The 26,696-nt window shown below is 46.7% G+C and carries 27 protein-coding genes and 1 pseudogene; 4 read left to right on the top strand and 24 right to left on the bottom strand.

The annotated features are described in order from the left end of the window. Positions 1–21: 21 nt before the first annotated feature. A complete protein-coding gene (rpoN, locus tag H7F27_RS03845) occupies positions 22–1,332 on the bottom strand; it encodes an RNA polymerase factor sigma-54 (protein ID WP_185848597.1) in 1,311 nt (436 codons plus the stop codon). A gap of 78 nt (positions 1,333–1,410) precedes the next feature. On the opposite strand from rpoN, the gene yvfG reads away from it, so the two are divergent. Further along, the gene (gene yvfG / locus H7F27_RS03840) at positions 1,411–1,629 is read left to right on the top strand and encodes a protein YvfG (protein WP_185848596.1); all 219 of its coding nucleotides are present in this window, start codon (positions 1,411–1,413) and stop codon (positions 1,627–1,629) included. A 9-nt stretch (positions 1,630–1,638) separates the two neighbouring features. On the opposite strand, the gene H7F27_RS03835 is transcribed toward yvfG, so the two are convergent. The 15 genes from H7F27_RS03835 to H7F27_RS03765 form a co-directional block, all read right to left on the bottom strand. Next, positions 1,639–2,607 (bottom strand): polysaccharide pyruvyl transferase family protein, encoded by a 969-nt coding sequence (locus H7F27_RS03835; RefSeq protein ID WP_185848595.1) that lies wholly within the window; start codon positions 2,605–2,607, stop codon positions 1,639–1,641. Further along, positions 2,586–3,752: a DegT/DnrJ/EryC1/StrS family aminotransferase gene (locus H7F27_RS03830; protein WP_185848594.1), complete on the bottom strand. Its 1,167-nt coding sequence runs from the start codon at positions 3,750–3,752 to the stop codon at positions 2,586–2,588. The genes H7F27_RS03835 and H7F27_RS03830 overlap by 22 nt, the downstream gene beginning before the upstream one ends. A 16-nt stretch (positions 3,753–3,768) precedes the next feature. Continuing rightward, positions 3,769–4,407 carry an acetyltransferase gene (locus H7F27_RS03825; protein WP_185848593.1) on the bottom strand — a complete coding sequence of 213 codons (639 nt, stop codon included), beginning with the start codon at positions 4,405–4,407 and terminating at the stop codon, positions 3,769–3,771. Further along, positions 4,404–5,012, bottom strand: coding sequence for a sugar transferase (locus tag H7F27_RS03820; protein ID WP_059353581.1), 609 nt, complete (start codon positions 5,010–5,012; stop codon positions 4,404–4,406). The genes H7F27_RS03825 and H7F27_RS03820 overlap by 4 nt, the downstream gene beginning before the upstream one ends. Further along, positions 5,009–6,526 carry an MATE family efflux transporter gene (locus H7F27_RS03815; protein WP_185848592.1) on the bottom strand — a complete coding sequence of 506 codons (1,518 nt, stop codon included), beginning with the start codon at positions 6,524–6,526 and terminating at the stop codon, positions 5,009–5,011. The genes H7F27_RS03820 and H7F27_RS03815 overlap by 4 nt, the downstream gene beginning before the upstream one ends. Beyond that, positions 6,523–7,557 carry a glycosyltransferase gene (locus tag H7F27_RS03810; protein WP_185848591.1) on the bottom strand — a complete coding sequence of 345 codons (1,035 nt, stop codon included), beginning with the start codon at positions 7,555–7,557 and terminating at the stop codon, positions 6,523–6,525. Before H7F27_RS03810 ends, H7F27_RS03815 begins: the two co-directional genes overlap by 4 nt. Further along, entirely contained in the window at positions 7,554–8,630 is a 1,077-nt protein-coding gene (locus H7F27_RS03805; RefSeq protein WP_185848590.1) for a polysaccharide pyruvyl transferase family protein, read from the bottom strand. Before H7F27_RS03805 ends, H7F27_RS03810 begins: the two co-directional genes overlap by 4 nt. A gap of 4 nt (positions 8,631–8,634) precedes the next feature. Continuing rightward, on the bottom strand, positions 8,635–9,669 hold the full coding sequence (locus H7F27_RS03800; protein ID WP_185848589.1) for a glycosyltransferase family 2 protein: 1,035 nt from the start codon (positions 9,667–9,669) through the stop codon (positions 8,635–8,637). 24 nt (positions 9,670–9,693) lie between these two features. Beyond that, positions 9,694–10,797, bottom strand: a complete 1,104-nt coding sequence (gene epsG, locus H7F27_RS03795; protein ID WP_024122931.1) for a biofilm exopolysaccharide biosynthesis protein EpsG — start codon at positions 10,795–10,797, stop codon at positions 9,694–9,696. Positions 10,798–10,799: 2 nt separating this feature from the next. Further along, complete coding sequence (locus H7F27_RS03790; RefSeq protein ID WP_185848588.1) at positions 10,800–11,948, bottom strand: glycosyltransferase family 1 protein; 1,149 nt, start codon at positions 11,946–11,948, stop codon at positions 10,800–10,802. Next, positions 11,941–12,777, bottom strand: a complete 837-nt coding sequence (gene epsE, locus H7F27_RS03785) for a glycosyltransferase EpsE (protein ID WP_024122933.1) — start codon at positions 12,775–12,777, stop codon at positions 11,941–11,943. The genes H7F27_RS03790 and epsE overlap by 8 nt, the downstream gene beginning before the upstream one ends. Beyond that, positions 12,774–13,919 carry a glycosyltransferase family 4 protein gene (locus tag H7F27_RS03780; protein ID WP_185848587.1) on the bottom strand — a complete coding sequence of 382 codons (1,146 nt, stop codon included), beginning with the start codon at positions 13,917–13,919 and terminating at the stop codon, positions 12,774–12,776. Before H7F27_RS03780 ends, epsE begins: the two co-directional genes overlap by 4 nt. Before the next feature lie 11 nt (positions 13,920–13,930). Continuing rightward, complete coding sequence (locus H7F27_RS03775; RefSeq protein WP_174754434.1) at positions 13,931–15,751, bottom strand: polysaccharide biosynthesis protein; 1,821 nt, start codon at positions 15,749–15,751, stop codon at positions 13,931–13,933. A gap of 234 nt (positions 15,752–15,985) precedes the next feature. Beyond that, entirely contained in the window at positions 15,986–16,669 is a 684-nt protein-coding gene (epsB, locus tag H7F27_RS03770; RefSeq protein WP_024122936.1) for a protein tyrosine kinase EpsB, read from the bottom strand. Between the two features lie 22 nt (positions 16,670–16,691). Beyond that, positions 16,692–17,384 (bottom strand): YveK family protein, encoded by a 693-nt coding sequence (locus H7F27_RS03765; protein ID WP_024122937.1) that lies wholly within the window; start codon positions 17,382–17,384, stop codon positions 16,692–16,694. A gap of 245 nt (positions 17,385–17,629) precedes the next feature. Between H7F27_RS03765 and slrR the strand changes: the two genes are divergently transcribed. The 3 genes and pseudogenes from slrR to H7F27_RS03750 all read left to right on the top strand — a co-directional run. Further along, a complete protein-coding gene (gene slrR, locus H7F27_RS03760) occupies positions 17,630–18,088 on the top strand; it encodes an HTH-type transcriptional regulator SlrR (protein WP_101859908.1) in 459 nt (152 codons plus the stop codon). A gap of 74 nt (positions 18,089–18,162) precedes the next feature. Continuing rightward, positions 18,163–19,623, top strand: coding sequence for a para-nitrobenzyl esterase (locus H7F27_RS03755; protein WP_101859907.1), 1,461 nt, complete (start codon positions 18,163–18,165; stop codon positions 19,621–19,623). Positions 19,624–19,633: 10 nt separating this feature from the next. Next, a pseudogene (locus tag H7F27_RS03750) lies at positions 19,634–19,820 on the top strand (hypothetical protein); the annotation flags it as partial. 28 nt (positions 19,821–19,848) lie between these two features. On the opposite strand, the gene padC reads toward H7F27_RS03750, so the two are convergent. The 8 genes from padC to H7F27_RS03710 all read right to left on the bottom strand — a co-directional run bounded on the left by padC (position 19,849) and on the right by H7F27_RS03710 (position 26,118). Continuing rightward, positions 19,849–20,334 carry a phenolic acid decarboxylase gene (padC, locus tag H7F27_RS03745; RefSeq protein WP_003235304.1) on the bottom strand — a complete coding sequence of 162 codons (486 nt, stop codon included), beginning with the start codon at positions 20,332–20,334 and terminating at the stop codon, positions 19,849–19,851. A gap of 22 nt (positions 20,335–20,356) precedes the next feature. Further along, positions 20,357–20,812 carry a DUF3237 domain-containing protein gene (locus tag H7F27_RS03740; RefSeq protein ID WP_185848586.1) on the bottom strand — a complete coding sequence of 152 codons (456 nt, stop codon included), beginning with the start codon at positions 20,810–20,812 and terminating at the stop codon, positions 20,357–20,359. 107 nt (positions 20,813–20,919) lie between these two features. Beyond that, the gene (locus tag H7F27_RS03735) at positions 20,920–21,627 is read right to left on the bottom strand and encodes an aspartate/glutamate racemase family protein (protein ID WP_044159244.1); all 708 of its coding nucleotides are present in this window, start codon (positions 21,625–21,627) and stop codon (positions 20,920–20,922) included. 5 nt (positions 21,628–21,632) lie between these two features. After that, entirely contained in the window at positions 21,633–22,997 is a 1,365-nt protein-coding gene (locus H7F27_RS03730) for a serine hydrolase (RefSeq protein WP_101859905.1), read from the bottom strand. A 132-nt stretch (positions 22,998–23,129) separates the two neighbouring features. Then, positions 23,130–23,696 (bottom strand): C1q-like domain-containing protein, encoded by a 567-nt coding sequence (locus tag H7F27_RS03725; protein WP_024122943.1) that lies wholly within the window; start codon positions 23,694–23,696, stop codon positions 23,130–23,132. Between the two features lie 328 nt (positions 23,697–24,024). Beyond that, complete coding sequence (gene arsC, locus H7F27_RS03720; protein ID WP_185848585.1) at positions 24,025–24,444, bottom strand: arsenate reductase (thioredoxin); 420 nt, start codon at positions 24,442–24,444, stop codon at positions 24,025–24,027. Positions 24,445–24,466: 22 nt separating this feature from the next. Further along, positions 24,467–25,765: an arsenic transporter gene (locus tag H7F27_RS03715; protein WP_185848584.1), complete on the bottom strand. Its 1,299-nt coding sequence runs from the start codon at positions 25,763–25,765 to the stop codon at positions 24,467–24,469. An 11-nt stretch (positions 25,766–25,776) separates the two neighbouring features. Continuing rightward, positions 25,777–26,118 carry an ArsR/SmtB family transcription factor gene (locus H7F27_RS03710; protein ID WP_105990931.1) on the bottom strand — a complete coding sequence of 114 codons (342 nt, stop codon included), beginning with the start codon at positions 26,116–26,118 and terminating at the stop codon, positions 25,777–25,779. Between the last annotated feature and the right edge of the window lie 578 nt (positions 26,119–26,696).

The raw sequence follows: 26,696 nt of genomic DNA, 5'->3' as shown, positions 1-26,696 counted from the left end.
TCCTCCCTTACAGGGAGGATTTTATTTGTACCGTTTTCTGGCTGCCGATGACGGAATGTTCAATTGATCGCGGTATTTCGCCACTGTGCGTCTGGAGATTTGGATGCGGTGCTGTTCATATAACAGGTCAGCAAGCTTTTGATCTGAGAGGGGTTTTGTTTTATCCTCTTGCTGAATCAATGCTTGAAGATGCGTTTTGACCGCATAGTTGGATGTATCGCCATCTCCAGAGGCCTCTGCTTTTCCTGAGAAGAACATCTTCATCTCAACCAATCCGTAAGGCGTTTGTATCGTTTTCCCTTTAATGGCCCGGCTGATGGTTGATTCATGCAGGCCCAGACAATCCGCCACCTCTCTCAGTGTCAGCGGCTTCATAGCGCTCCGCCCTTTTAGGAAAAAATCTTTTTGACGTGCGGTCAGCTCATTTACAATTCTGGTGATCGTCTGCTTCCGCTGCCTCAGCGCGCGGCTCAGCCAGCGCCACTCCTGATATTTCGTAGATAAATAGGAAACCGTATCCTGACAGGCGCCCGACGATAGAAGCGGCCTGTACTGCGGATGCAGCTCAATCTCCGGGAACGAGCGGCTGTTCAGTTCCGCTGTGATCTGGCCGTTTTTAACGATGATGAAAATGTCAGGTTCAATATACATATCCTGCTCCGGACTGGCAAACAGAAGGCCGGGTCTTGGGTGAAGCGCAGCAATTTTATCAGAAATATCCTGAATCGCGTGAAGCGGGATTCCAGTTTCTTTTGAAAGCGCTTTCCAGTTTTTTTGTGCAAATACATCAAAGTGTTCTGAAACAAGCAGTTCTGCCTGTTCATTTCTGTTCGGGAGACGCTGTAATTGCAGCAGAATACACTCTTGAAGAGATCTTGCTCCGATTCCCGCTGGTTCAAGCGACTGTAGTTTTCTCAGAACCGCTTCCGCTTCCTCTGCCGAAACAGACAGGCGCCGGGCTGCCTCCTCCACATCTTCCTCCAGATATCCGTTTGAATCAAGCGAATGTATCAGATAATTAAAAATCTTTTTTTCAGTGTTTGACAGATTCATATCCAGCGACTGCTGTTTGAGGACATCCTGCAGAGTTTTTTGCGGATTGCTTAATTGAAGGCCCGCCTCCTGCCTGCTGATCCTGTTTTTGCTTGTTTTATGGTAAGATAGTGGCGGTGTGTCTGTTTCCTTTCGTTCAATAAGAGGGTTTTCCAGTGAGAGCTCATCAATGTATTCGGCCAGTTCCGCCGAATGATAGCCAAGCAGCGTAATGGCCTGCCTGAGCTCCTGTGTCAGTTGAGGCTTTAGTACTTGTACTTGCTGAAGTTTCATATCCATCTTGCTCACTCCCCTTTCTTCATTGTACATGATTGGGATGACACCGTATACATTTATGAAAAAGGAGCTGCCAAAGAAATGTCTGAACTTTTTTCTGTACCGTATTTTATTGAAAACTTAAAGCAGCATATTGAAATGAACCCGTCTGAGGATAAGATCCACGCAATGAACAGCTACTACCGTTCTGTCGTTTCCACACTTGTGCAGGATCAGCTGACAAAAAACGCCGTTGTCCTGAAGCGGATTCAGCATTTAGATGAAGCCTACAACAAAGTAAAACGCGGAGAAGCAAAATAAACCTTCCGCTCACATGTGAGCAGGAAGGTTTTCCTTCTTTGAGGCGTCCCGAATGATTTGAGTGTTTGGCACTCCCTCCATCCAAGTATGATAGTAATTGGCGTTTTTACCGTAGGAATTATCAATGACCGTGTTTTCTTTTTGAAGAAGAGAGGACAAAATATGGCCGTGCAGTCTTGACGTTTCCACCGATTGGTAACGGCTGAAAAAGCGAATGGCTTTGGTGACGATGTAATCCGAGTATTTTCTCCATATAAATGCGATGGGCAGAGGATTGCCCGCTTTTTTGTTCAGGACGTTCAGCGTTTGGAGAAAAGCGATTGTCCGGCGGTCTGAAGCTGACAGCACTGTACGCCAGTCATAGCTTTCCGCTTGCGCATGTCTTTGAAGCTCATCATTTGCTTCATGATCTGTTCTGATAAATCTCAGCTTTTGGCCGGTCGGCTGCTGTGTCGGAATGATGGGAAACAGCTGGTGGGCCATATCAGGCAATAGCTTGATATGATTGTTTTGAAAGTACGCCTGTGCCGTTGCATAGGAGGCTTTTTCCCTTGTGATGATATGCAGATTTGAATGGGCAGAGAAAATGTCAGCCGTCCGTTTTAAGTTGTCTTCATGTTGAAAATAGATGGATTGCGGCAGAATGACGATTTTGTGGTTTGGATAGGTTTGAACGATTTTCTCTCTAAATCCTTGATAGTACGGATATAAATCCCCGAAGTTGCCGCCTCCCTGACAGACGATGATCAGATTCGGATCAAGCTTACGCCCGATTGGGAAATTGTCTGGATTCCAGCGGTTTCTGACCCGAATGTCATTTTCGTCAAAAAAGGCTTCCGTTCCTTTCATAATAAATAGATCCCCTACATTTCCGTATAGAGGATAGTCGGCGTAAATGATTTCGGATTGCTTCGGAATCATTTCGAGCAGCCCGGCCAGTTTTTTCTTCAGGCTGATCATTGAATGCTTGCTGTCCATCTCTTCACCTCTGTTGTTTGGAATAAGTGTAACAACGCATCGATTACTCGGTCTTGATCTTCTTCGGTCATATTTGTTCCGGATGGGAGGCAGATCCCTCGCCTGAATAAGTTCTCGCACACACTTTCAGAATCTGTATGGGAATAAAATGCAGATGATGTAAACAGAGGCTGGGTATGCAGCGGCTTCCAAAGCGGTCTCGCTTCGATCTGTTCTTCAGCTAGATGCTGAACCACGTCATAAGGAATCAGTCCGTTATCGAGCGTAAGAGCAGTAAGCCAGCGGTTGGACACGCCTTCTGAGTATTCCGGCATAAAGCAAACGCCATCTATGCTGCCAAGCGCTTTTTCGTACCTCGTAAAAATCTCCCGTCTTTTCTCCACCCGCTCATCCAGCACCTCAAGCTGGGCAATGCCGACTCCGGCAAGGATATTGCTCAATCTGTAGTTGTGCCCGATTTCACTGTGCTGATAATGAACTGCAGGATCGCGGGCCTGTGAAGCAAGAAATCTTGCTTTTTCAATGGCGGCTTCATCGTCTGACACAAGCATCCCGCCTCCTGAAGTGGTAATGATTTTGTTTCCATTAAATGAATAAACGCCGAAACGGCCGAATGTCCCGCTCTGCTTCCCTTTATAGACCGAACCGAGGGATTCAGCCGCATCCTCAATGACCGGCACTCCGTATAAGCCGCACAGGCTTACAATCTCATCCATTTTCGCGCTTTGTCCGTACAGGTTGACGGCAATGACCGCTTTGGGCGGATTTCCCTTTCGTTTTGCTTCCTCCAGTGCTCTTTCAAGTGCTTTCGGAGACATATTCCACGTATCCGGCTCAGAATCTATAAAAACAGGCACCGCTTTTTCATATAAAATCGGGTTTGCCGTTGCCACAAATGTAAAGGACGGACAAAACACGGTGTCTCCCGCTTTTACATCCAGCAAACGTAGCGCCAAATGAATCGCGGCGGTGCCTGAGCTGACCGCAGCCGCCCCTTTGGCGCCGACTCGTTCAGCCAATTTTTCTTCAAATGTATTCACAAGCGGCCCAAGCGGCGCAATCCAGTTTGAGCGAAAGGCTTCTGAAATATAGTGCTGCTCCCTGCCGCTCATATGAGGGGCGGATAAGTAGATTTTTTTATGCATGTAACCATCCTTTGCTTTAGGTTTGAATAGAGGAAATCACGCGCGCCGGGGTGCCGGCTGCCGTTACCCCGGCAGGGATAGAGCGGATCACCGCGGAGCCTGCGCCGACAATGCTCCAAGAGCCAATAGTAACCTGCGGAATGACGGAGGCCCCGGTGCCAACATGAGCCCCTTCTTGAACCGCAATACCACCAGAAAGCGTGGCGCGCGGAGAGAGATGTACAAAATCGCCGATCTGATTGTCGTGCTCTGCAATCGCGCCCGTATTGATGATACAATGGGCGCCGATCTGAACATCCGCCTGAATAATCGCACCGGCCATAATAACCGTTCCTTCCCCGATGACAGCCGATTTGCTGATGATGGCTGACGGGTGGATTAATGTGATGAAATCTTCTTTGTATAACCCCAGCCGCTCCGCCAGCTTTTTTCTGACGCTGTTGTTTCCAATTGCAATCACAAACATGACGTCAGGGATCAGCTTGCGCAATTCAGGAATTGCTGCCGAGGGGCCTGTGTACAGCTCTTTCCCGGCATCAAATGTGCTGAATTTATCGTCCAGCACCGCAGCTAAGCGCGTGCCTGAACGGGCGCTTATGAGTTCTCTGATCACCTTCCCGTGACCGCCGTCTCCCACAATGGCCACGTTTCTCATGAGGACACATCTCCGCTTCCTGTGAAGCGTTCTGCGGTCACATGATTGGTTTGCTGTATACCTTCTGACACAAGAACTTTGCGTACCGTCAGACATAAAATTTTCAAATCGAGCAAGAATGAACGGTTGTCAACGTACCAAACATCCAGTTCAAATTTCTTTTCCCAGGAAATCGCGTTTCTGCCGTTGACCTGTGCCCAGCCTGTAATCCCGGGTTTTACCTCATGGCGCCGTGCCTGCTGTTTCGTATAAAGCGGCAGATAGTCCATCAGCAGCGGCCGGGGACCGACGAGGCTGAGGTCTCCTTTCAAAACGTTCAGAAGCTGCGGCAGCTCATCAATGCTCAGCTTTCTGATCAGCCTGCCTGTTTTCGTAAGCCTGACTGCATCCGGCAGCAGATTTCCCTCACTGTCCCGTTCGTCCGTCATCGTTCTGAATTTATAAAGGGTGAACGGCTTCCCATGCAGGCCGGGCCGTACTTGTTTAAAAAAGACAGGCGATCCTATTTTCAGCCTGACAACGGCGATAGTGAATAGAATAATGACACCCGTGCAGCACAATAAAAGAATAGCGGCCGTCAGATCAAAAAGACGTTTCAGGATCAAATATTTACAGCTCCTTTCGTTTTTCTAAACCGTCTTAGCACCAGCTGTCGTTCCTCTTTCGTACAAACAAACATAAAAGCGAAAACGGCGTAGCAGCAGCTGACAGCGGCACCTGCGGCAATCAGTGATGTCCAGCTTTCAATGGTGATACATAACTGAATGGCCTCACAAACCGCCCAGGCAAATAAAGCGGCAAAGACCGGACCGAACATGCCTGTAAAGAACACATGCTTTTTGTAGCCGGTAATGCGTGATACATATAGCGGCGTAAAGATGACATTTTTCAGCACAAGCGAAATCGCCCCGGCCAGCGTAATGCCGTAAAGCCCTAGATGCGCTGGCCCGCTTAATGTGACCGCCAGCACAACATTCACTGCGCCTAACAGCAGGGTGACGAGCGCCGGTGTTTTTTGTTGATTAAAGGCGGTCCATATATAAAACAGCGGCATAAAGGCAAGACTGACCGCCAAATATCCGGCGTGAATATATAAAAGCGGCGCTACAGAGGAAAAGGACGGTCCAAGCCAGATCGTCAGAAAAGGCCCGGCCAAACCTCCCAATAATGCAGCCGGAAGCGCAAGCAAAAGCCCGTTCAGTCTCACTGCCTGATTGGCGTACTTGACCAAGCCGTCCATATCGCCTTTTGAATAATAAGAAGTAATGACAGGCGCAAATAGAGATGCAACTGTTCCTGCCAAACTGCGCAGCAGCAGCGGAAACTGGATAATCGCCGCGTATTTTCCCGCTTCAGATGCACCCAGCACCAAGTTGGCGGTTAATAGGTCGATCTGCAAAAAAAGCAGCACGCCGATCTGATTGACTGAGTTCCAGGTTCCTGCCTGAAACAGTTCCTTGCTTATGCGGAATGACAAGTCTTTCAGCCTAAATGAAAACCATGGAATCAGTTTTCTGAAAAAGCAGAAAGACAGAATAGACGCTATGACGGCACCGGCTAAAGCGGCAAGCTGAATCTGCCAGATTTTTGGCGTAAAGCAGGCAAACAGCGCCAGCACACACAGTACGCGGATGAGCATTTGCACCGCCTGAATCGAACTGGTGATATACAGCCGGTTGGCATAAAACGGCGCCGCCCCAAACCCCGCCATCAAAAATGTTAAAAGAAACAGCAGACTCCCAATCAAAATCGACAGCCGAACATCAGCCAATAGATCCTGAGGGACATTCATAACGCGGTCAATAAAAAAAGCCGCACTCACAAGAGGCAGCAGAAGCAGCAATGAAATCAAAACAGATGCAGCCAAATAATTGCTGATATACGCATTTGCTTTTTCCTGCTCTCCCCTGTGGGCTGCGACAGAAAAAAAACGCACAACCACGGAGCTGAGCGCCACCGTGATAATGGAAAAATAATTAATCACATTTTGCGTTAAATTCACAAAGCCGAAAGCCTCGACACCGAGCGTTTTGACAATAAAAGGCGTCATCCAGACAGACAGGAATACGGACAGAAGAAAAGCTGTGAGATTGGCGCTGAAGTTAATGGTGAATTTCATGCCTGCTTTGCACTGCCTTTCATGGTTCCCCGTGTCTCAAAAAACAGTTTGATGAGAAAGATCAGCCGCCATTTGCACAGCCCTAAGACCAATCGCTCGCCTCTGCCTAATTTCTCATGCTGGAGCGGTGTGTGTCTGACAGCCTGCCGCACCATGTCATAGGATAAAATCTGTCTGATCTGTTTTTTGATGTCTTTCGGCGACTGCGGTGAGGCACAGGCGTTTGCCAGAAGCATCGGAAGCTGGTGCTTGCAAATGTACACATCCAAATCTTCTTTGCACACAGCCGATAAGCCGCACTGATTGTAAAATGCGAGTTTGGCTTGATATTGTTTTTGGATATTTTCATCCATCGCAGGCTTATAAGGGAGTTCCGTCAGGCTGTTCGGATTTTCACGGTATATGTACAAGCCTTCATCCAGCATTTTTACCCGCTCGGCTTCATAAAAAGCAGATAAATTAAAGGGTGAATCTTCAGCAAAACGGATGTCTTCATCAAACCGCAGGTTCGCCCTTTCCAAAAGCTCACGGCGATACACATATCGCCATACATACCAGATAAATCTCGTTTCGTGGGCACGTTGGAGCTGTACAGCTATATCCGCTTTTGTCAGCATACGGCCTGTTTCGAGCTGCGGCGGTACGTATACCCGTTTGTCTTCAAACTGTTTATAAAATCCGCAGCCAGCGATATCGAGCCGGTGCTGCTCCGCTTCTTCTGCAAGCCTTTGAAACATGGCGGGAGAGACATAATCGTCTCCGTCTACAAACCCGATATACGTGCCGCGCGCCGCTTTGATTCCCGCGTTTCGAGCCGAACTCAAGCCGCCATTTTTTTTATGAATGACTTGAACTCTTTCATCCCGTTTCGCGTATGCCGCTGCCATCTCACCAGATCGATCGGGTGTTCCATCATTAACAAGGATGATTTCTATATCAGTAAGCGTTTGGGCAAGCAGTGAATTGAAGCATTCTTCAATGAATGGTTCAACGTTATACATCGGGACAATAATGCTGACGAGCGGTCTCATTGTGCTTCACCGCTGATTTTATCCCGCAGCCCTTTAAAATACATATCCCGCGGAAAGCCGGCACGGTTTGTTTCTTTTGTCAGCAGCTCTTTCACTGCGGCTGTCACAATTTCCGGCTCCGGCTGTTCAATCAGCTTCATGGTTGGAATATCTTTCAGCCATTGGTAGCCTTCCATGACTTTGTGATCAAAAGACCGAATCACTACACACGGCGTTCCTGTCAGCGCACAAAAAATCATGCCGTGCAGCCTGTCAGTGACAACGGCTTCAGCACTTTGCAGCTTAGACCAAAGCGCTTCCAGCTCCTGTTCCCGTGTGCCGCGGCTGACCCGGCGACCGATCGTTGTCGTAAAAGCTTTGATATCACCAAATTCATCAAAAAGAGCGGCCTTCACGCGGTTTCTCTGATCCTCCTGAAGCACGCTTTCCTGATCCTCGCGCAAACACATATAAACCCCTTCGCGATCCGCAGGGGTGCTGCTTCTATCTAAATACAGCACCATATCGGGCTGCTTCAGGATCTTTTTTTCTTTAAAATGCCGCTTCATAAATTGATACGTAGTTTCATCCCGGGCCATCAGCAATAAACCGGGGTGCGCGTTATAAATTTTCTGCGCCCGTTTCAGCTCTCTGCGTCCCTTTTTCGTATCAGAAAAATGAACGGTTGCCGGTAGCTGGACGATTTGATAATCATGAAACGTTTTAATGATAAAGCGGCGCGTCCACTCTTCATACCGGTATAAATCCCCCATGTTTCCGCCGCCGATGATAAAGACCATATCCTCCGGGTGGCGGGAGCGGATCAGCGCTTTTGCTGATTTGTATATGTCCTTCATATCGACCTCAACGATATCAAAATCGGAGTATTCCTGCTCAAGAAACGCTTTGCTGGCATAAGCAATGGCATGATCCCCCAAATTGTCATGGGAAGGCAGCAGGGTCAGTATGATTTTCTTCTTATGTGCGGCAGCCTTTACCGGCTGATCGGCCGCACCCAGCCAAAATTGGGACGGGTACTTGACCTTTAGCAGCAGCCATTCTGCAAGGTTGATTTTCAATGAATGTAACGACATGTCTTCACCCTCTGATTTTCATTTTGTACTCGATCACTCGCTGATACGCGGCGGACGCCATAGCAACGAACGGTATCATTCTGTATTTCGCCATCAGCAGCAGGCATGACCGTTTTGCGTCAAAAGGCGCTGTCCCCGTTTTCGACAGACTGCCTTGAAACACCGGATCAGCGCAAATCACGCCGACCGTTTTGAGCCTTTCCAAAAGACGCCGGCTGCCGCTTGTTTTCCATTCGTTCAAGAGACAGATGGTCCCATGGAGAACGATAAAGAAATCAAGCTCTTTACGGTACTCCTCCAGCTTGTTGTTCTCCTGTAAAAACGCTGCGTTTGCCTGATACAGCGCCAGTCCTGATTCAAACAGTTTTTTCTGATAACCCTGCACGATGGAGGAATGGTGAATTCGGTAATGGTAGAGAGGCGCTTCTACATAGGAAACCGAGCGGGCGAAAAAATGTGCCCTGAAGCTGAAAAACTGATCCTCGACATGCTCCAGCTCACCTCTGAGCGGGAACGAAAGCCAGTGTGCGTCAATCATGCTTCTTCGGTACAGTTTATTCCATGAAAATCCCCTGACCTTCCCTTCGAATAACGCCTTGATATAGGACTCCTTCGGCTGATCCTGATAGGTTTCCGCAATGTCTGAGACAACGGTTTTTTCAGTATCCTCAAACTCCGCGGCATAGTTGCAAATGACCAGATCGGTTTCCTCCGCTGCTGCCTGAACCATTTGCAAGCAATAATCAGGCTCGATCCAGTCGTCTGAATCAATAAAAGCCACAAATTCGCCTCGGGCCGCCTCGATCCCTTTGTTCCGGACCGCACCGAGCCCTTGGTTTTCCTGGTGAATGACTCTGAATCGTTTATCCTTTTCTGCATATTCCTCCGCGATGTCCGGGCTGGCGTCTGCCGAACCGTCATTGACGATGATGATTTCAATATTGTCTAATGTCTGGTTCTTTAAAGATTCAAGGCAGTTTCTGATATAGGTTTCTGTATTATAAACAGCGACTAACAGACTAACCGCAGGTGTTTCCATAATGACCGGCTCCTCTTGCATAAATTACCGGGAAAAAATCGTTCTGTACGGCAGAACGGAAGAATCAACCGGCATAAGCAAATAACTGTATAAAAAATAACAAACCACAATGGCGATATAGATCAACGCATTCGATTTCTCATCAAATATCCTGACAAAATAAGGGACTAGGATCATTTGATACAGTCCGAAGTAAATATTAAACCTGGCAAAGATCACGTCCTTTGTGGCCAAGAGCCCGAATAAAAATCCGAGAAGGCACAAATTGACGACAATATCGATTTGCGGCCACAGCTTTCGAAGGCGCTCCCTGTAACAAAAGGCCAAAAACAGCGGCAGGACCAAAACAGCGATTTTGACCACATTCATTCCGTTTGTATTTGTCATCAGCCACTTTTCATAATGGCTGTATGAGCTGTTTTCAAGGACAACGACAAATACCGAAATAAATTTCTGATATAAAAAGGTCATGCCGAGAAATAAGGCTGAGAGACCGAATATTGCCGGTGACCAGGCTTTTCTTCTGACAATAAAATAGACCGGAATCATCACCAGCGCCGAGGAGTGAAAGAGCGAACTGACCAGCACAATCAGAAAATAACGCTTCCAGTTTCCATTGATGATATAGCGAATCGCCCAAAACAAAGCGGCTGCCACCATGTATTGTCTGATTCCGTTAAAGGATGCGTAATAATGAAAGGTTCCTAAAAATAAAAAGACGCTCAGCTCAAACGGTCTTCCGTAGTCTGCCAGCGTCTTGATAATAAAGATATAGGTCACGGCCGCAACGGTCACATACATGATTTGCGGGTCCTTCGTGATGAAATTCATCAGCCATAGCAGTGCGGTAAAGCCCGGATCTGTTGCCGTTTTCGCGGTGCCGAAACCGAATATCTGCCAAATATTTTGATAGTCTCCTGCCATTTGATACAGCAGCGTATACGTCTGAAAATCTGTACCGACCCTGTAACGCAGGCCCGAAACAAGCACAAGTGAGGCAAGCGGAATCCAAATAAGAAGCTTGTTCGGACGATAGCCGGTAGCAAGTGACTCATCCCGGCCGCCGCACATTTTAGCAAACCAAGACCAAATATATACAATTCCCATATTGACGACATACACAATCATTTTTATTGTCCTTTTTCAGTGCTAATCTGATATAAATTCATCAATGCACCCACATTTCGCCGCGCATCATAGCCAAGTTTCGCAAGGGTATCTTTCACGAGCTCCCGCTTCGGCCTGCCTGCGGCGGCCGCTCTTACAATTGTTTCAGCCCAAATATCCATCGGCTTAGAGAGACTCACCCTTTTCACAAGTCCGAGCCCCGTGTCGACTTTTTCTGTGATCGTGTCGGAAATAATGCACGGAAGACCCGAAGCCTGCGCTTCCACAAGCACAACAGGCAAGCCTTCGTACAGCGACGGCATGACAAATACATCAAAGGTACGCATGAGCTCATGAATGTGTTCTTCAGTTCCTAAAAAGAGGACATCTGAAAGCAGATTCAGCCGCCGCGCTTCCTCCTCCATCTGCTCCCGCAGCGGTCCGTCTCCTGCGAGAACCATCTGAAAACGAACTCCCCGTTTTTTCAGGTGAACGGCAAGCTTCAGCAAAAACGCGTGATTTTTCACTTCATGAAATCGGGCCACATGACCAATGATCAGACGGTCAGACGCTATGCCGCGTGCTTTTTTTTCGTCATCGGCCGCCTGCCCGGCGGGAGAGAACAAATCAAGGTCGATTCCGTTCGGCAGCAGATGAACACGCTTCCGCTCCATATTTGATCGCCCGAACAAAAACCGGCCCGCATCCTCTCCGCAAGCGCACAATTCAGTCGCATAAGCCAAAATGAGGCGTCTGAACACCATCAGCTGCAGGCGGTCCTTCCAATTGAAGCCGGTCTTCCACGAGGTGTTATGGGAATGGCATACTCTGACCTGCACCCCGGCTAGCCTTGCCGCAAGCGCGATAAAGCCGGTTTGAAAATCTGTGTGCGCATGAACCGCGCTGAACGGCCCGTTTTCTTTTATTGTGTTTCTTACATTCTTCACAAATATGAGGGGATTGCTTTGTCCGATACTCGGGACATAAAAAAGCCGCCCGCCTAGCGATAAAATTTCTTCATCATAAGCGCACGGATCATTTCGATAGGTTAAAAAATCAAATTGCACCTTGCTTCTATCCATTTTCCGATATAAATTCATGACCATGGTTTCCGCGCCGCCCCTGTTCATGCCGCTGAAAACATGGAGCACGCGCTGCTGGCTGTTATTCATGCTTCACAAGCCCTTCCTTCTGATTCATCACTCTTTTTTTATGGTAACGATTCATCACAGCAGGAGGCATAAACGCGCGAATGAGCGGTTTTGCGATATAGATGTAAGCGGAAAAAGGAAGCTTCAGGCGTCTGCATGCCTGGTACACAAGAATAGCGTTGTCGATTGAATAGGTAAAAGACCGCCTCTTGAATGCGTCGCTGTCTTCCCTTACTTTATACAGCGCTTCTTGGAGGTTATAGCCTCGGAAGCCCTCTCCAAAAAAGCGGAGCCACAAATCGATATCCTCCATTCGTCTTGTCCGCCGCACCGAACGATAGCCTTTCAGCGTACGGTAAGCGCTGGCTCTCATCATGATTGTCCCATGACAAAACGGCGTCCCTTTCGCCATGATGGCCGGCTCCGGAACAGAAGGCAGCATCCGTGTGCCCCTTACGCCAAATTCATCAAACACTAGCATGCCGGTGCCGACCACCTGGTAGTGCCGATGCTTTTCTAAAAAGGCAACCTGCTTCTCCAGACGGCGCGGAAAGGACAGATCATCTCCGTCCTGACGGGCGATATACTCGCCTGTCGCATAAGAAAGACAGTGATTTAACGAAGCGGCCAGCCGCTTGTTTGTTTGATTGTGAATCAGCTTGATGCGGTCGCTGTAATGAGCGGCATACTGCTTCGCAATACGGAGCGTGCCGTCTGTTGACGCATCATCGCACATAATCAGCTCCCAATTTTTATAGGATTGGCTGAGAATGGATTCAATGCTTTCCGCCAAAGTGCGTTCACAATTATAAATGCCCATAATGACAGAAACTTTCGGTCCTGAATTCATACGCTTTTCTCCTTTTTATCCATATCCATGTACACGGAATAAATATCTGCCATTTCTTCTACCGTTCGCGCTTCCGAAAAGCGCAAGGCTGTTTGGCGGCCTTCCTGCCCGAGTGTTCTCCGCAGTTCCGGCTCAAGGTAGAGCTGTTCAATCCGATCGGCAAAAGCGGCGCTGTCGCCAATTTTGATGAGAAACCCGTTTTTTCTGTCCCGGATGATTTCCCGGTGTCCGCGGTTCTCAGTAGCAATCGCCGGCTTCTCCGCCGCCATGCCCTCAAGCACATTCATGCCGAGGCCTTCTCTGATGCTGGAGGCGACAGATACATCCGCAAGCTGAATCAGCTCGTGAATATCGCGGCAAAAGCCGTAAAAGCAAACATTGCGGGAAGCTCCAAGCTTTTCAGCTAAGGCCCGATACGTTTGTTCCATCGCTCCTTCTCCGGCAAAAACAAGACGAAGCTCAGGAATCTTATCTTTCAGCAGTGCGGCAGCTTCAATTAACAGCTTCTGATTTTTGTTGAGATTCAGTTCAGCCGGATAGATCAATATAAAGTCGTCTTTTTGGAAGCCGTGCTTTTCTCTCAACCTATGCTGCTCTTCAAGGCTGACTGGCCGGAACCTGTCTGTATTAACGCCGATGCCGTGAATTTTTTCTGTCATTCCGCCCGGTCTTTGAAGCCCTTTCGCTCGTGTGTAATCTTCTTCATTTATGGTGATCAGGCAGTCTGTATAGGCAGAAAGCCATTTTTCAACCGGATAATAAAGGACCCAGTTTTTCATCGGCGCTCCGCTGCAAAAATGAAATCCGTGAGCGGTGTAGAGCACCTTTGTTCCGTTTCGTCTCGCATGCCGTGACGCAAGCCGGGCAAGAACACCGCCGACCGGCGTATGGCAATGAACGATGTCGTACTCGTTGGTTTCGATCACTTTCTTCAGCTGTCTGTAAACGGCAAGGTTCTGAGGATGAAAGGGTGACCTTCGAATCGGAATGGAGAATTTCTCATCGACATACGGCAGCCGCGTCTGTCCGCTCGCAGCGACATGAACCTCCCAGCCCAATTGTTTAAACCATTTAAAGTAAGGAAGATGAAAGGCTTTAAAGTGATAATCGACAGTGGCACAAAATAGTATTTTTTTCGTCATCTCCACTCCCCCTAACGAACGCCGGCAGCCGTCATTTCGTTTGATGTGTCTATTGCCGCAAACAGCCGCTCTCTGAGCTCGGCTTCCGGCAGCTGATTGAAATCTTCTATAAAGCGCATCAGCAATGGCCAGTCGCCGTCCACCGCTTTGCCGATATGGATTTTCGGAAAAACTTGTTCGGCGTGAACTTCATTTTTGTTCAGCAGCTCCTCATACATTTTTTCACCCGGGCGAATGCCTGTGAACTCAATCGGAATCTGCTCTGTCGTGTAGCCCGATAAATGAATGAGATTTTTGGCGAGATCGACAATCTTCACGGGCTCGCCCATATCAAGAACAAAAATTTGGCGTCCTTTCGCCAGCGCTCCAGCTTGGATGACAAGCCGTGACGCTTCGGGAATGGTCATGAAATAGCGGGTCATCGCCGGATGTGTCACCGTAACGGGACCGCCTTTTTCAATTTGTTTCTTAAAAACCGGAATGACGCTGCCTCGGCTGCCGAGCACATTGCCAAAGCGGACAGCGACGAATTTTGTTCTGCTGAATTTCCCCAGATTCATAATAATCATTTCAGCAAAGCGTTTTGTTGCCCCCATTACATTGGCCGGGTTCACCGCTTTATCAGATGAAATGAGCACAAATGTCTCTGTCCCGCACATATCTGCCGCTTCCGCCACATTTTTTGTTCCGATGATGTTGTTTTTGACTGCCTCTTCGGGGTTGTGCTCCATTAAAGGCACATGCTTATGGGCAGCCGCATGATAGACGACGTGCGGTTCGTATTTTTTCATTAAGGTAAACATTTTGTCGCGGTCCTGCACATCCGCAATTTCTGTGTGGAACACGATGTGTTTTCCGAATCGTCCATTCAGTTCAGAATAAATAGAATGAATGCTGTTTTCCCCATGACCGAGAAGAACGATTTCCTTAGGCTGGAACGCGCTGATTTGCCGGCAGATTTCCGAGCCGATTGAACCGCCCGCTCCTGTGACGAGAACTGTTTTTTCTTTGATGCGGTTTGAAATTTCGCTTGTGTCGAGGGTTATCGGCTTTCTGCCGAGTAAATCCTCAGCCTTTACATCTCTGATTTGCCCGGCAGTGCGCGTTCCAAGCAGCATTTCATCAAAATGAGGCATGATTTTGATGTTCACCCCGGTCCGCACGCATTCTTTGTATAGCACCTGCAGTTCATGGGTACGAAGAGAAGGAATCGCAATAATAATATAGTTAATTTTGAGCTTTTGCACCGCAGGCATGATACTTTCTTTTCCGCCGATGACGGGCAGCCCCATCATTTCCAGCTTATGTTTCGTTTGATCGTCATCAATAAAAGCGACAGGTGTAATGTCGGGATCGTCTTTCTGCAGCAGCTGCCTGACCATCAGGGTTCCGCCTGATCCCGCTCCGATAATCAGTGCGCGGGCCGACGTGCTGCGTTTTTTTCTGATGCTTTCTTTTAATATTCTCGATAAAACGCGGGTCCCCCCGATGAACAGAAGCTGAAGCACCCAGCACGCCGTTAACAGCCGGAAAAACATCGTATGATACACAGCGTACTGAATGATGCCGGTCACAGCGGCTGAAATCGTAATGACCTTAAGCAGAGCGATCAGTTCGCCGAGCCCGGTGTATGTCCAGACCTGTTTATACTGACGGAACAGGATAGCACATACATGATAGCTGAGGAGCAAGCTGACAGCGGTAAGCAATAATGCTCCGGAGTCATAAAATTGATAAGAATCTTTTAAAAATTGATATCCTGCAATAACTGAATTCAAAACGAGATAAGTATCCAGCGCGATAATCATTGACAGTCTTCTCCGGTAACTCAACCTTTTCCCCCCTAATACTTTTATCGGTTTAGCTGCGGCGGTTTTCGTCATCTAAAAAACGACAGCAGCTAAACCGATAACATTTCCTATGTATATCAAATAAGTGGGCATTTAACCCGTCCTCACGCCCCGCCAGCGACGACCAGCATCTAAGGCAGCCTGTTCAAGCTTGCCCACAGCGGAGCCGAGTGCCTCCATTGATACAGGTAAGGAGACATCACCTAAAAGCACAAATTAATAGGAATAGTGTTCAGATTTTTTCATTTTCTTTTTATTTAAGAGAGCGCCTAAAAGCTTTGCATTGGATTGCTCCAGTGCGTCCTTCGCTTTCAGGACGGTATCGGTTTTTGTTTTTCCGCTTAAGACAACGAGCACGCTTCCATCTGTCTGGTTCGCTAAAATTTGAGCGTCCGCGACAGCTAAAAGCGGAGGAGAATCAAAGATCACCAGACTGAATTGGTCATAGATATCTGATATCAAATCTCCCATTGCCTTCGAGGATAACAGTTCTGCCGGATTCGGCGGCGTCGGTCCGCTTGTCAGCACATATAAGTTATCGATCGGGGTCTTTTGCACCGTTTCATTTAGAGAAGCATTGCCGACCAGCACATTTGTCAGCCCGGTCAGATTTTCAACCTGAAACGTCTGGTTAATTGTCGGTTTTCTTAAATCGGCGTCCACCAGCAGCACTTTCTTTTCCTGCTGCTGCGCAAAGACTGCCGCAAGATTCGCTGCACTGAACGATTTTCCTTCACCAGGCACAGAGGAGGTGACGAGAATGGACCGCAAGTTGGTCTGTACGGATGAAAACTCAATGTTTGTCCGAATGGTGCGATATTGTTCCGCAACAATTGATTTATGATGTAAAACGGATATTTGAGCCAAACCTCGCCTTGCTTTCTTTTTTCTAAAGACCACTCACTTCACTCCTCGAAATGTTTTATCCAACCCTGCGATTCCGTTTCTTTTTGACATCAGGGACGGAGCCTAAGCAGGGCAATCCGGTTTTCTCGCTGAGCTGCCGTGCGCTTTTGCACGTATCATCGAGAAAATGCAGAAAAAATGCCAGTGTAATGCCGCCCATCACGGCCGCCCCAAAAGCCATGACCATATTTCTCATTCGGGACGGCTTGATCATCGAGCTTTCAGAAGCCTTCGCCTCTGATAGAATATGTACGCCTTGGACATTCATTCTTTCATCTACTTCTTTTTCAAACTTGCTGACTAACGTGTTCGCAATCTTAGCCGCTCGCTCCGGGTTGTGATCCTGAACGGCAACGGTGATAATTTCTGATTCATTTTCACTGCTTGTCATCACTTTTCCTTTCAGCGAGGAAGCCGATTCAGAAAGATGCAATTCCGCCTTGACCTCTTCCATCAAAGCCGTGCTTTTTATAATGGATTGGAACGTGCTGCTGTACTGAAGATTTCGCTGGATGTCACTGAGATTCGAGTTTTCTTCACCGTCTGATTCATGAATCAGCACTTGAGTCGACGCCTGATAAGTCGGTGAAATAACCTTAAATTGCACAAAACCTGTAATAAAGGTGACGCCTATTGTGATGAGCAGAATCAGCACGAATCTATGTCTGACAATCGCGTATAATTCTTTAAAACTCATATTCTCATTCATATATTCATAGCCTTCAGCCTTCTCACGGCTGGCTTCCCAAGCCCCTTTCTGTTAATGATTGGATTATAAAAGAAAACTTTATTATTTAAAAATTGCAAAATAAGCCAATAAGTTCTCTTTAGAGAACAATATCATGATTTTCCTCTTATTTACTGCGCTTCCCTTATTATTTTAAATTTTATAAAGAACGAATAATTCCTTATAATGAACGAAATAACGACAGGAATAGAGGAGAATTTCATATTATGATTGGAAGAATTATCCGTTTGTACCGCAAAAGAAAAGGCTATTCTATTAATCAGCTGGCTATCGAGTCAGGCGTTTCTAAATCCTATTTAAGCAAGATTGAAAGAGGCGTTCATACGAATCCGTCCGTTCAATTTTTGAAAAAAGTATCAGCAACCCTGGATGTCGAATTAACAGAATTATTCGACGCTGAAACGATGATGTATCAAAAAATCAGCGGCGGAGAGGAAGAATGGCGTGTGCATCTTGTACAAGCTGTTCAAGCCGGAATGGAAAAAGAAGAATTGTTCACTTTTACGAACAAGCTAAAGAAAGAGGAGCCTGAAACCGCCTCCTACCGAAACCGAAAGCTGACAGAATCGAATATAGAAGAGTGGAAAGCGCTGATGGCGGAAGCGAGAGAAATCGGCCTGACGGTTCAGGAAGTCAAATCCTTTTTAAAAACGATGGGAAAATGAATATCAGATAAGGGCTGAGGTTCGCACCATCAGGACAAATCTGTTTATAATGGGGGAAAAAGGGAGAGAACGCTATGTCTGAATCAGTGGTCAAAACGCAATACGGCACAGTGAAAGGCATTTCAAAAAACGGTGTCCAAACATGGAAAGGCATCCCCTACGCAAAGCCGCCCGTCGGACAATTGCGCTTTAAAGCACCTGATCCGCCGGCGGCCTGGGAAGGCGTACTGGACGCAACTGCATACGGCCCGGTTTGCCCGCAGCCGCCTGATTTACTTTCATATTCATACCCTGAACTCCCCCGCCAGTCTGAGGATTGCCTGTATGTAAATGTATTTGCACCTGACACTCCGGGCAAAAATCGTCCTGTCATGGTGTGGATTCATGGCGGCACATTTTATCTCGGCGCGGGCAGTGAGCCTTTATACGACGGATCAAACCTGGCGGCTCAGGGGGATGTCATTGTCGTCACACTGAACTATCGGCTGGGGCCATTCGGCTTTTTGCATTTGTCTTCAATTGATGAAGCGTATTCCGACAACCTTGGACTGCTTGACCAAACCGCGGCTCTGAAATGGGTCAAGGACAATATCTCTGCGTTTGGCGGCGATCCGGAAAATGTAACGGTGTTTGGAGAATCAGCAGGCGGTATGAGCATTGCCGCACTGCTTGCCATGCCTGCTGCAAAAGGCCTGTTCCAGAAAGCAATCTTGGAAAGCGGCTCTTCCCGAACCATGACAGAAGAAAAAGCGGCAAGCACCGCGCATTCTTTTTTACGAATCCTTGGAATTGACCGTTACCAATTGGACAGGCTGCATACTGTGTCTGCGGAAGATTTGCTTAAAGCCGCCGACCAGCTGCGAAAAACCGAAAATGAAAATATCTTTCAGCTGTTCTTCCAGCCTGCACTTGATCCGAAAACACTGCCTGCTGAGCCGGAGAAAGCCATTGCTGAAGGGGCCGCTGACGGCATTCCGCTGTTAGTCGGAACAAATCGTGATGAAGGATATTTATTTTTCACGCCGGATTCAGAAGTTCACTCTCAGGAAACGATTGATGAAGCGCTTGAGTATCTATTGGGTCAGCCGCTGGCAAAGAAAGCGGCCGATCTGTATCCGCGCTCTCTCGAAAGCCAAATTCATATCATGACCGATTTGCTGTTTTGGCGCCCGGCCGTCGCCTGCGCCTCCGCCCAGTCCCGTTACGCACCTGTCTGGATGTACCGATTCGACTGGCATCCGGACAAGCCGCCGTACAATAAAGCGTTTCACGCCCTGGAACTGCCGTTTGTGTTCGGCAATCTAAACGGACTGAAACGAATGGTACAAGCAGACATTACGGATGAGGTCAAACAGCTCTCACACACGATACAATCAGCATGGCTTGCCTTCGCAAAAACAGGAAATCCAAGCTGCGAGGATGTACAATGGCCGGCTTATACTGAAGACAAACGAGAAACCTTGATTTTGAATTCCGAACTTTCTATTGAGCATGATCCTGATGGTGAGAAGCGGAAACAACTATTACACTCATAAGGAGAATCACATGGGGAAATCAAGCTGTATGGGTGCCGTCATCGTTGTGGCAGCGTGTATCTTTATTTTATCAGCAGTCGTTTTTTTGCGAGACACAGCTTATTACCAGCCCATTCGCTGGATTGGAATCATACTGTTTTTCCCAGGAATTGTGATGGTGCCCACATACTCAGCAAAAAGAACCCGGTAAAGAGAAGTCATTCTCTTTACCGGGTTTTTGTTTTTTTACAGTTTTCCTGCGCGAATATCGTCTGTCATTCCTTCATAAGGCGCTTTAGAAATGACTTCCTCATTATCGGCTCCCTCATTTTTCAGAAATGTAATTTCCGCAAATTCAGGCACTACGTATTTTGGATAGGTTTCATATTTTTCGCGTGATTCTTTCATCAGGTCAATGTGGTCATTTTGGTAGCAGACCGTAATTTCAGGATGTTCATGCACCCATTTTGGGAAGAAAATAATGCCGTGCATGCGTTTTTCATTCGGCATAAAGTTTAACGAAACATCTGTGCCTGTCGGCTCTGTCCAAGACACTTTATATACGCCCTCTGTCAGTTTGACAATGTTCACTTCCTGATCCCGAACCCAGCGTCCGGCAACCATTCCGCTATGAATTCTATAATCAATTGTATGGTCATTTTTAATATAAATCTCGTATTCCCAACCGTTTTCATAAGTATAAATCATGTGGCTTCCGATAAAGTTTTCCATATTTCACACTCTCCTTAGTCTTTTACTCTACTTCATAAATATCTAATCGAACGTAATCAGGGGTTCTTTCTGCGGAACCGATAAACAAGCGGTCATGCAGCCATTGATAGGTTTCACTGCCTGTCTCAAAAGTCGGCAACGTGCGGAAATAAACATGCTCGGTGTCAATCATTTCACCGGCAGCTGCTTGTGTTCGGAACGGCTCGCTGACTTGCCGTATTCCATTGTTTTCAATGTAAATCAGTTCATGATCTGCTGTTTCTATGACATATCTGGCAGATAAATCTGTTCTGCCGTCAGCGCGAATGATTTGCAAATCAGCTCCGCCCGGCAAAATACGTCCTTCCACTTCCCCGGTTATTGTTCCCGATCGAATCGGAATCCAACGTCTCAGCCCTAAGCCTGTCTCACCAATGGTGATCGGAGGATCAACCTTCATGTCTAGAGAGACGAATTTCTTTAAAACTGGCTTCTTCATAAGCACCACCTGACCTTCAGAAGAGATCATGTAACTATTTACATGTTTACTTTAACAACATTGCATGAGGCTGTCAAACGATAAGAACACAAAAAAACAAGAGCCGATTACATACAGCCCTTGTTGAATGGTTCGTTTTGATAGGCAAGATACGTGCTGACCGTGCTTTTTGCGAGACAATCAGAGGAATCGATAATCGGGATATCACCGTGAAAATGATCTAACACCGTGTTCAAATCTGTGCAAGCCGAAATGATGAGATCCGCTCTTTTACTGATTTCCAAATATAGCTCCCGCCATATGTCCTGAGTCTTGTGAACATGATTCGGCTGTTTGATCGCGGCGATGAGCTGATTGACTTCCCGCTGCCAATGTTTCTCATGAATAAACTCATGTCCGCCCGCCTTCAACCCTTTTTGATAAATACAGGATTGTATGGTTGAATCTGTTCCTAAAACAGCCACTTTTTGTGCTGAATCCGGAAGCTCCTTCACTGTTTCCTCAATGATATGTAACAAAGGAATCGACAATGCCTGCTGGATGTCTTCAAAATAGGCATGCGCCGTATTACAAGGAAGAGAAATAAAGTCCGCACCGGTCTTCTCCAGCTTGACGGCTCCATCAATAATCGCTTTTTTCATTTCATCATGATCGATTGGACGATCGACATAAAAGGGTGTCGGACAGGAATAAATCATCATCTGCGGGTAGTCGATATCATGTGAAGCGCCATACAGCTTCTGACAGTAATCAATGACCTTATCTAAAAACGGAGAGGTCGATTTTGGCCCCATTCCAGCTAATATGCCAATCATCAAATTCATTCCTTTCTATCCGTCCGGACCGCTTCTTCCTCTGTTCCGTCCTGATAAATGATAAAGCTCTTCGCAGCACCATCCCCTAACATAAATTCAACTTCAACAGGCAATGATTGGATAAAGAAACGGGTTTCCGAGGAAGGAAATAATTCAAACCTCATCTGTCCGGTAATTTGCAGATAAAGCCGCTCGTTCTCGGCTGTCACCGTCGCAGCTGTCCCATCATGAATGGAGTAGCTGCCAACATAGCGGCTGTAAATCGCTGTATCAATGTCTTTTTTCTTTTTATCAGCAGGACGTTCCGGGATTTCATATGGCTGGTCAAATAAAATATTCTCCGCCGCCTTCAGAATCGCTTGTTCATATTCGGCATCCTGTTCCATATTGCTCAAATAGATCAGCGTTTTACGATGGTCTATATATCGGATCATCATCGTCGAATAGCCGGGCCAGCCTCCGCTATGGCTGACAATTCGTCCTTTTTCAGGGCTGTTTTGCAGCACCCAGCCAAATCCGTAGTCAACCGTTTCCCCATTGTTCAGTTGTACAGGAGAAAACGCGGCTTCCTTAGAAACCTCGCTGATCAATTTGTCCTGATATAAAGCCTGATCAAACCGAAATAAATCGCTTGTGACAGAATTCACTGTACCGTCTCCCTGTATTCCATCCAGATACACAACATAGCTGGTTTCCTCCAGATCATCAGGAAGAACGTACTGTCCGGAATGCACATCATACACATATCCATACGCATAGCCTTCAATCTGCTCAGGACGCAGCCTCCTGTTATATACTCTCGTGTTCGCCATGCTGACCGGGGTGAAAATATGCTGTTTCAAATAATCCGCATAGCTTATGCCGGATGCCTTCTCGATCAAAACTGCCAGCAACACATACCCCGTATTGCTGTACAGCCAGCCTTCATTCGGAGCAAAATAGCAAGGAGGCTGCTCATTCATCAGCATATCCACTACATCCTGATTCACTGCGATCCTGCTTTTATCCCAATTGACAAAAAACCACTCTATATATTCCGGAAGCCCGGATGTATGGTTCAATAAGTGCCGAATCGTAACGCCCTCATAAGGAAATCCGGGAATCCAGCGCTCCACCATATCCTCATAACCAAGCATCCCTTTCTCCTCCAATAGAACAACTGCCATTGCTGTAAAAGGCTTTGATAGTGATGCCAGCTCAAACAAAGAATTCTCTTGCAAAAGCCGTTTTCCCGGCAAATCCGCATAACCGAAAGCGTGATGATATAATATGTCGCCATCCTCTGCGGCTAAAACCGCCCCGTTGAAATGTTTTCTTTCACCTAATGTTTCAAATAAAGTCTTAAGTTCCTTCCTTTTCTTCTGCTTCATTGCTCCACCTCCCCTTTTTCATACGATACTGAGCTATTAATGTTTCGATTATTTTGAAAATATAAAAAAAGCTGATCAATCCTCTAGCAGGAAAAATCAACTTTAGATTTACATTGAATCAAAATCTCTTTTTTACGCAGTCGGAGAAGGAACTCTGGCGGCTGCAAAACGGGTTCTCGGAGTCGCTTGAATGAATCCGGCGGCAGTACTTCTCATTGCAACTGTCACCGTATCTCCGGCGTTTAACTGAAGAATTTCCGTAATGGCTACGACTGCCGGAAGATTTCCTGCTTGAAATTGGCTATTTCCGCCTATCACATCTTGATTCACGAGAAATACGACTTCTAAGTTGAAGTCAACAATCGCATTCGTTTGAAACTCAACTGATGCATTTAAAGAATATACGCCTGCTGTTCTCGGTGAAAATGTAGATGTGTTGGGGTTATATTCATTCGCCAAATCAAATTGTACATTTTGAAATCGAACTCCGCTAGCTGCATTTGCAGCCACTGACAGATTCGCATTGCTGGTGGCTCTGAAAGCAGAAATAGGCTGGTTCGTATCTGATGTAATTGGTGCGAAGAGCTGGTTTTGTTGAGTGGATGGGGTATTTCCATTTCTGCCTTGCATGACACTTGGTGATAAAAGAGGTTCCGGTCGATCGTTTCTCTTAATCCATTTAGTTGGCCTGGGCGGCATTGACTTATTCCTCCTTATACGTTTTCTTTCGCTTCTATCATTTGTTTGCTTTCGCAATACATTATTATATTGATCCTTACAAGCTTTGAAACGGTATCTGCCCGACTAAACTCAAAACAAAAATGAAAGCTTCTAGTTCCGAAACGGATTACCGCTTCTATTACAAGACCATAAAAAAGATAGAAGATCAATCCACATTTTAAATTGCGATTACGAGAATTACCAATGGCAATATCGTTTGGTATCCCCTACCTGGGGTACAGCCATCATCATCACCGCGATGAGAGCCACAAAAAAGCCGGGAGACCATCCTCCCGGCTTTTCCAGCTTATTTACCTGTTTCCGCAAAGCGCTTGAGCCGCTCGCCGATTTCGTCACGAACTCGCTGAAAGAACACCCATTTTTCCGCTTCCGATCCTTCCGCTTTTGCAGGGTCATCAAAGCCCCAGTGCTCGCGCTTGACGTGAGGCGGCGTCATCGGGCATTTATCAGCCGCGTCCCCGCAAAGCGTCACGACAAGATCAGCACTGTTTAAAATAGCCGGATCGATGATATCTGATGTTTGGCCGGAGATGTCAATCCCCGCTTCCTTCATCGCTTTTACAGCATTCGGATTGAGCCCGTGCGCTTCGATTCCCGCGCTGTATACATTCCATTCATCTTCTAGATATTGTTTCGCCCAGCCTTCAGCCATTTGGCTGCGGCAGGAGTTGCCCGTGCATAAAAAGCAGATGGTTTTTTTAGACATGTTTGTTCATCTCCCAGATGTTTTAGTGAATGATCAATAACCAGATATAAAGGCCAAAAAGAGTCATCAGCAGGGTCGGAACCGTCAGGATCACCCCTGTTTTCACGTATGTCCCCCAAGAGATTTTCACTCCTTTTTGGGCGAGAACATGAAGCCATAACAGCGTCGCCAGCGACCCAATCGGCGTGATTTTTGGCCCCAGATCAGAACCGATGACATTTGCATAAATTAAGGCTTCTTTCATCATTCCATGTGTATCTGTACCGGCTATCGCAATAGCATCAATCATGACGGTCGGCATGTTATTCATTATCGATGATAAAATAGCCGCGATAAAGCCCATTCCAATGGTTCCCGCCAATAGCCCCTGATCTGCGGCTGCCTGTATAAGGCTGGACAGAAGGTCTGTTAAGCCGGCGTTTCTTAACCCGTACACGACGACATACATCCCAATGGAAAAAAACACAATCGCCCACGGTGCCCCTTTGACCACCTGCTTCGTATGAACGGCCGGGCTGTTCTTCGCCATAATAAGAAAGAAAACAGCCACCGCACCGGCGATAAAGGATACGGGGATGGACCATATCTCGCTTACAAAATAACCGATTAATAACATGCCCAGCACAAGCCATGACATACGAAACATGTTTATATCTTTAATGGCGTCAGCCGGTTTCTTCACCTGACTGAGATCATAATGTTTCGGAATCCCTTTTCTGAAAAATAAGTATAAGACGAGTATACTTGCCGCAAGCGAAAAGAGATTCGGGACAATCATCCGTGCCGCATATTCAATGAACCCGACGTGAAAGAAATCGGCCGACACGATATTCACCAAATTGCTGACCACAAGCGGAAGCGATGTTGTATCAGCGATAAACCCGCTCGCGATAATGAATGGGAACACCAGCTTTTCTTCAAAACGCAAAGCCCGCATCATCGCAAGCACAATTGGCGTTAAAATAAGCGCCGCACCGTCATTGGCAAAAAACGCCGCCACGACGGCGCCTAAAACGGAAATATAAATAAACATACGCAGGCCGCTGCCTTTAGCCGCCTTCGCCATATGCAAAGCAGCCCATTCGAAAAAGCCAATGTGGTCTAAAATGAGCGAGATGAGAATGATCGCCACAAACGCCAGAGTCGCATTCCATACAATGCCGGTAACGTCCGCCACATCCTTTACGCTCACAACCCCCGCAAGCAAAGCCAAAACCGCTCCCCCGCAGGCTGACCAGCCAATAGACAGATTTTTCGGCTGCCAAATAACAAAAATAAGTGTAAGGATAAAGATAATTGCTGCTAAAACTGCTGAACTCAAACGAGAACCTCCTACTTACAAGAAACTTGAGTTTCTTTTTTCTGAATAGACTGCAACACGTCATCATCTGAGCTGATGTGACCGAGAATCGATTGAATCAATCCATATTCAGGACAAGCCGAATTAATTGAATAAAACCGCCACTGTCCCTTTTTCTCTTCCTTCACAAATCCAGCCTGTTTCAGCTTCCGTAAATGCTGGCTGATAGCTGGCTGGCTCATGTCAAACATATCGACAAACTGGCAGACACAGTATGTTTTTTCCTCCAGCAGCTTCATGATCAAAAGCCTGGTTTGATCATGAAGAAGCTTCAGGCAGTGACTGATTTCAGCAGATGTCAAGGCATGCTTCATGAAAGCATCAGCTCCCTTCCGCGTTCATTGTATAACTCACCGATTATATAAGTCAATGCTTATATCATAGAAGAAAAAGGATCACCGTTTAAAATCTTTTTTTATTATCATTCCTTCCCTTATGAAGCTAAAATGGCTTTATTTATACTGTCACATATTGTGAATGATTTATGAATTTACATTTCTTTATCACTTTTGTGTTGTTCGGATAGGCCTGATAAAAAGGAACTTTGTGCCCATGCGAAAGCTTGTTATAACCTATAGAAGATGTAAAGAAACAATCAGCCGGATTAGTCCATAAGACCTGTACTCTTAAATTTTTTTTATTCATTTTCTATCAAACAAAAGAGGAAAATAGACCCGTTGAAATAAGATTCAGTGTCTAATAGAATAATGTCGAAAAGCAAATTACGCAGGTTTGTTACTGATAAAGCAGGCAAGACCTAAAATGTGTTAAGGGCAAAGTGTATTCTTTGACGTCATCCCTTTACATATTTTAGGTCTTTTTTTATTGCACGTAATCGACTTGCCATTATCAACAGGAGGGCTGGAAGAAAGCAGACCGCTAACACAGTACA

Origin of the sequence: Bacillus sp. PAMC26543 (genome assembly GCF_014250375.1) — a bacterium.
Taxonomy (GTDB): domain Bacteria; phylum Bacillota; class Bacilli; order Bacillales; family Bacillaceae; genus Bacillus; species Bacillus halotolerans.
This window is presented reverse-complemented; position numbering and strand designations above follow the sequence as displayed.

Bases quoted from the DNA above. Each gene is read 5' to 3' on its own strand.
- rpoN (WP_185848597.1), bottom strand. From the start codon at position 1,332: ATGGATATGAAACTTCAGCAAGTACAAGTACTAAAGCCTCAACTGACA.
- yvfG (WP_185848596.1), top strand. From the start codon at position 1,411: ATGTCTGAACTTTTTTCTGTACCGTATTTTATTGAAAACTTAAAGCAG.
- H7F27_RS03835 (WP_185848595.1), bottom strand. From the start codon at position 2,607: ATGGACAGCAAGCATTCAATGATCAGCCTGAAGAAAAAACTGGCCGGG.
- H7F27_RS03830 (WP_185848594.1), bottom strand. From the start codon at position 3,752: ATGCATAAAAAAATCTACTTATCCGCCCCTCATATGAGCGGCAGGGAG.
- H7F27_RS03825 (WP_185848593.1), bottom strand. From the start codon at position 4,407: ATGAGAAACGTGGCCATTGTGGGAGACGGCGGTCACGGGAAGGTGATC.
- H7F27_RS03815 (WP_185848592.1), bottom strand. From the start codon at position 6,526: ATGAAATTCACCATTAACTTCAGCGCCAATCTCACAGCTTTTCTTCTG.
- H7F27_RS03810 (WP_185848591.1), bottom strand. From the start codon at position 7,557: ATGAGACCGCTCGTCAGCATTATTGTCCCGATGTATAACGTTGAACCA.
- H7F27_RS03805 (WP_185848590.1), bottom strand. From the start codon at position 8,630: ATGTCGTTACATTCATTGAAAATCAACCTTGCAGAATGGCTGCTGCTA.
- H7F27_RS03800 (WP_185848589.1), bottom strand. From the start codon at position 9,669: ATGGAAACACCTGCGGTTAGTCTGTTAGTCGCTGTTTATAATACAGAA.
- epsG (WP_024122931.1), bottom strand. From the start codon at position 10,797: ATGATTGTGTATGTCGTCAATATGGGAATTGTATATATTTGGTCTTGG.
- H7F27_RS03790 (WP_185848588.1), bottom strand. From the start codon at position 11,948: ATGAATAACAGCCAGCAGCGCGTGCTCCATGTTTTCAGCGGCATGAAC.
- epsE (WP_024122933.1), bottom strand. From the start codon at position 12,777: ATGAATTCAGGACCGAAAGTTTCTGTCATTATGGGCATTTATAATTGT.
- H7F27_RS03780 (WP_185848587.1), bottom strand. From the start codon at position 13,919: ATGACGAAAAAAATACTATTTTGTGCCACTGTCGATTATCACTTTAAA.
- H7F27_RS03765 (WP_024122937.1), bottom strand. From the start codon at position 17,384: ATGAATGAGAATATGAGTTTTAAAGAATTATACGCGATTGTCAGACAT.
- slrR (WP_101859908.1), top strand. From the start codon at position 17,630: ATGATTGGAAGAATTATCCGTTTGTACCGCAAAAGAAAAGGCTATTCT.
- H7F27_RS03755 (WP_101859907.1), top strand. From the start codon at position 18,163: ATGTCTGAATCAGTGGTCAAAACGCAATACGGCACAGTGAAAGGCATT.
- padC (WP_003235304.1), bottom strand. From the start codon at position 20,334: ATGGAAAACTTTATCGGAAGCCACATGATTTATACTTATGAAAACGGT.
- H7F27_RS03740 (WP_185848586.1), bottom strand. From the start codon at position 20,812: ATGAAGAAGCCAGTTTTAAAGAAATTCGTCTCTCTAGACATGAAGGTT.
- H7F27_RS03735 (WP_044159244.1), bottom strand. From the start codon at position 21,627: ATGATTGGCATATTAGCTGGAATGGGGCCAAAATCGACCTCTCCGTTT.
- H7F27_RS03730 (WP_101859905.1), bottom strand. From the start codon at position 22,997: ATGAAGCAGAAGAAAAGGAAGGAACTTAAGACTTTATTTGAAACATTA.
- H7F27_RS03725 (WP_024122943.1), bottom strand. From the start codon at position 23,696: ATGCCGCCCAGGCCAACTAAATGGATTAAGAGAAACGATCGACCGGAA.
- arsC (WP_185848585.1), bottom strand. From the start codon at position 24,444: ATGTCTAAAAAAACCATCTGCTTTTTATGCACGGGCAACTCCTGCCGC.
- H7F27_RS03710 (WP_105990931.1), bottom strand. From the start codon at position 26,118: ATGAAGCATGCCTTGACATCTGCTGAAATCAGTCACTGCCTGAAGCTT.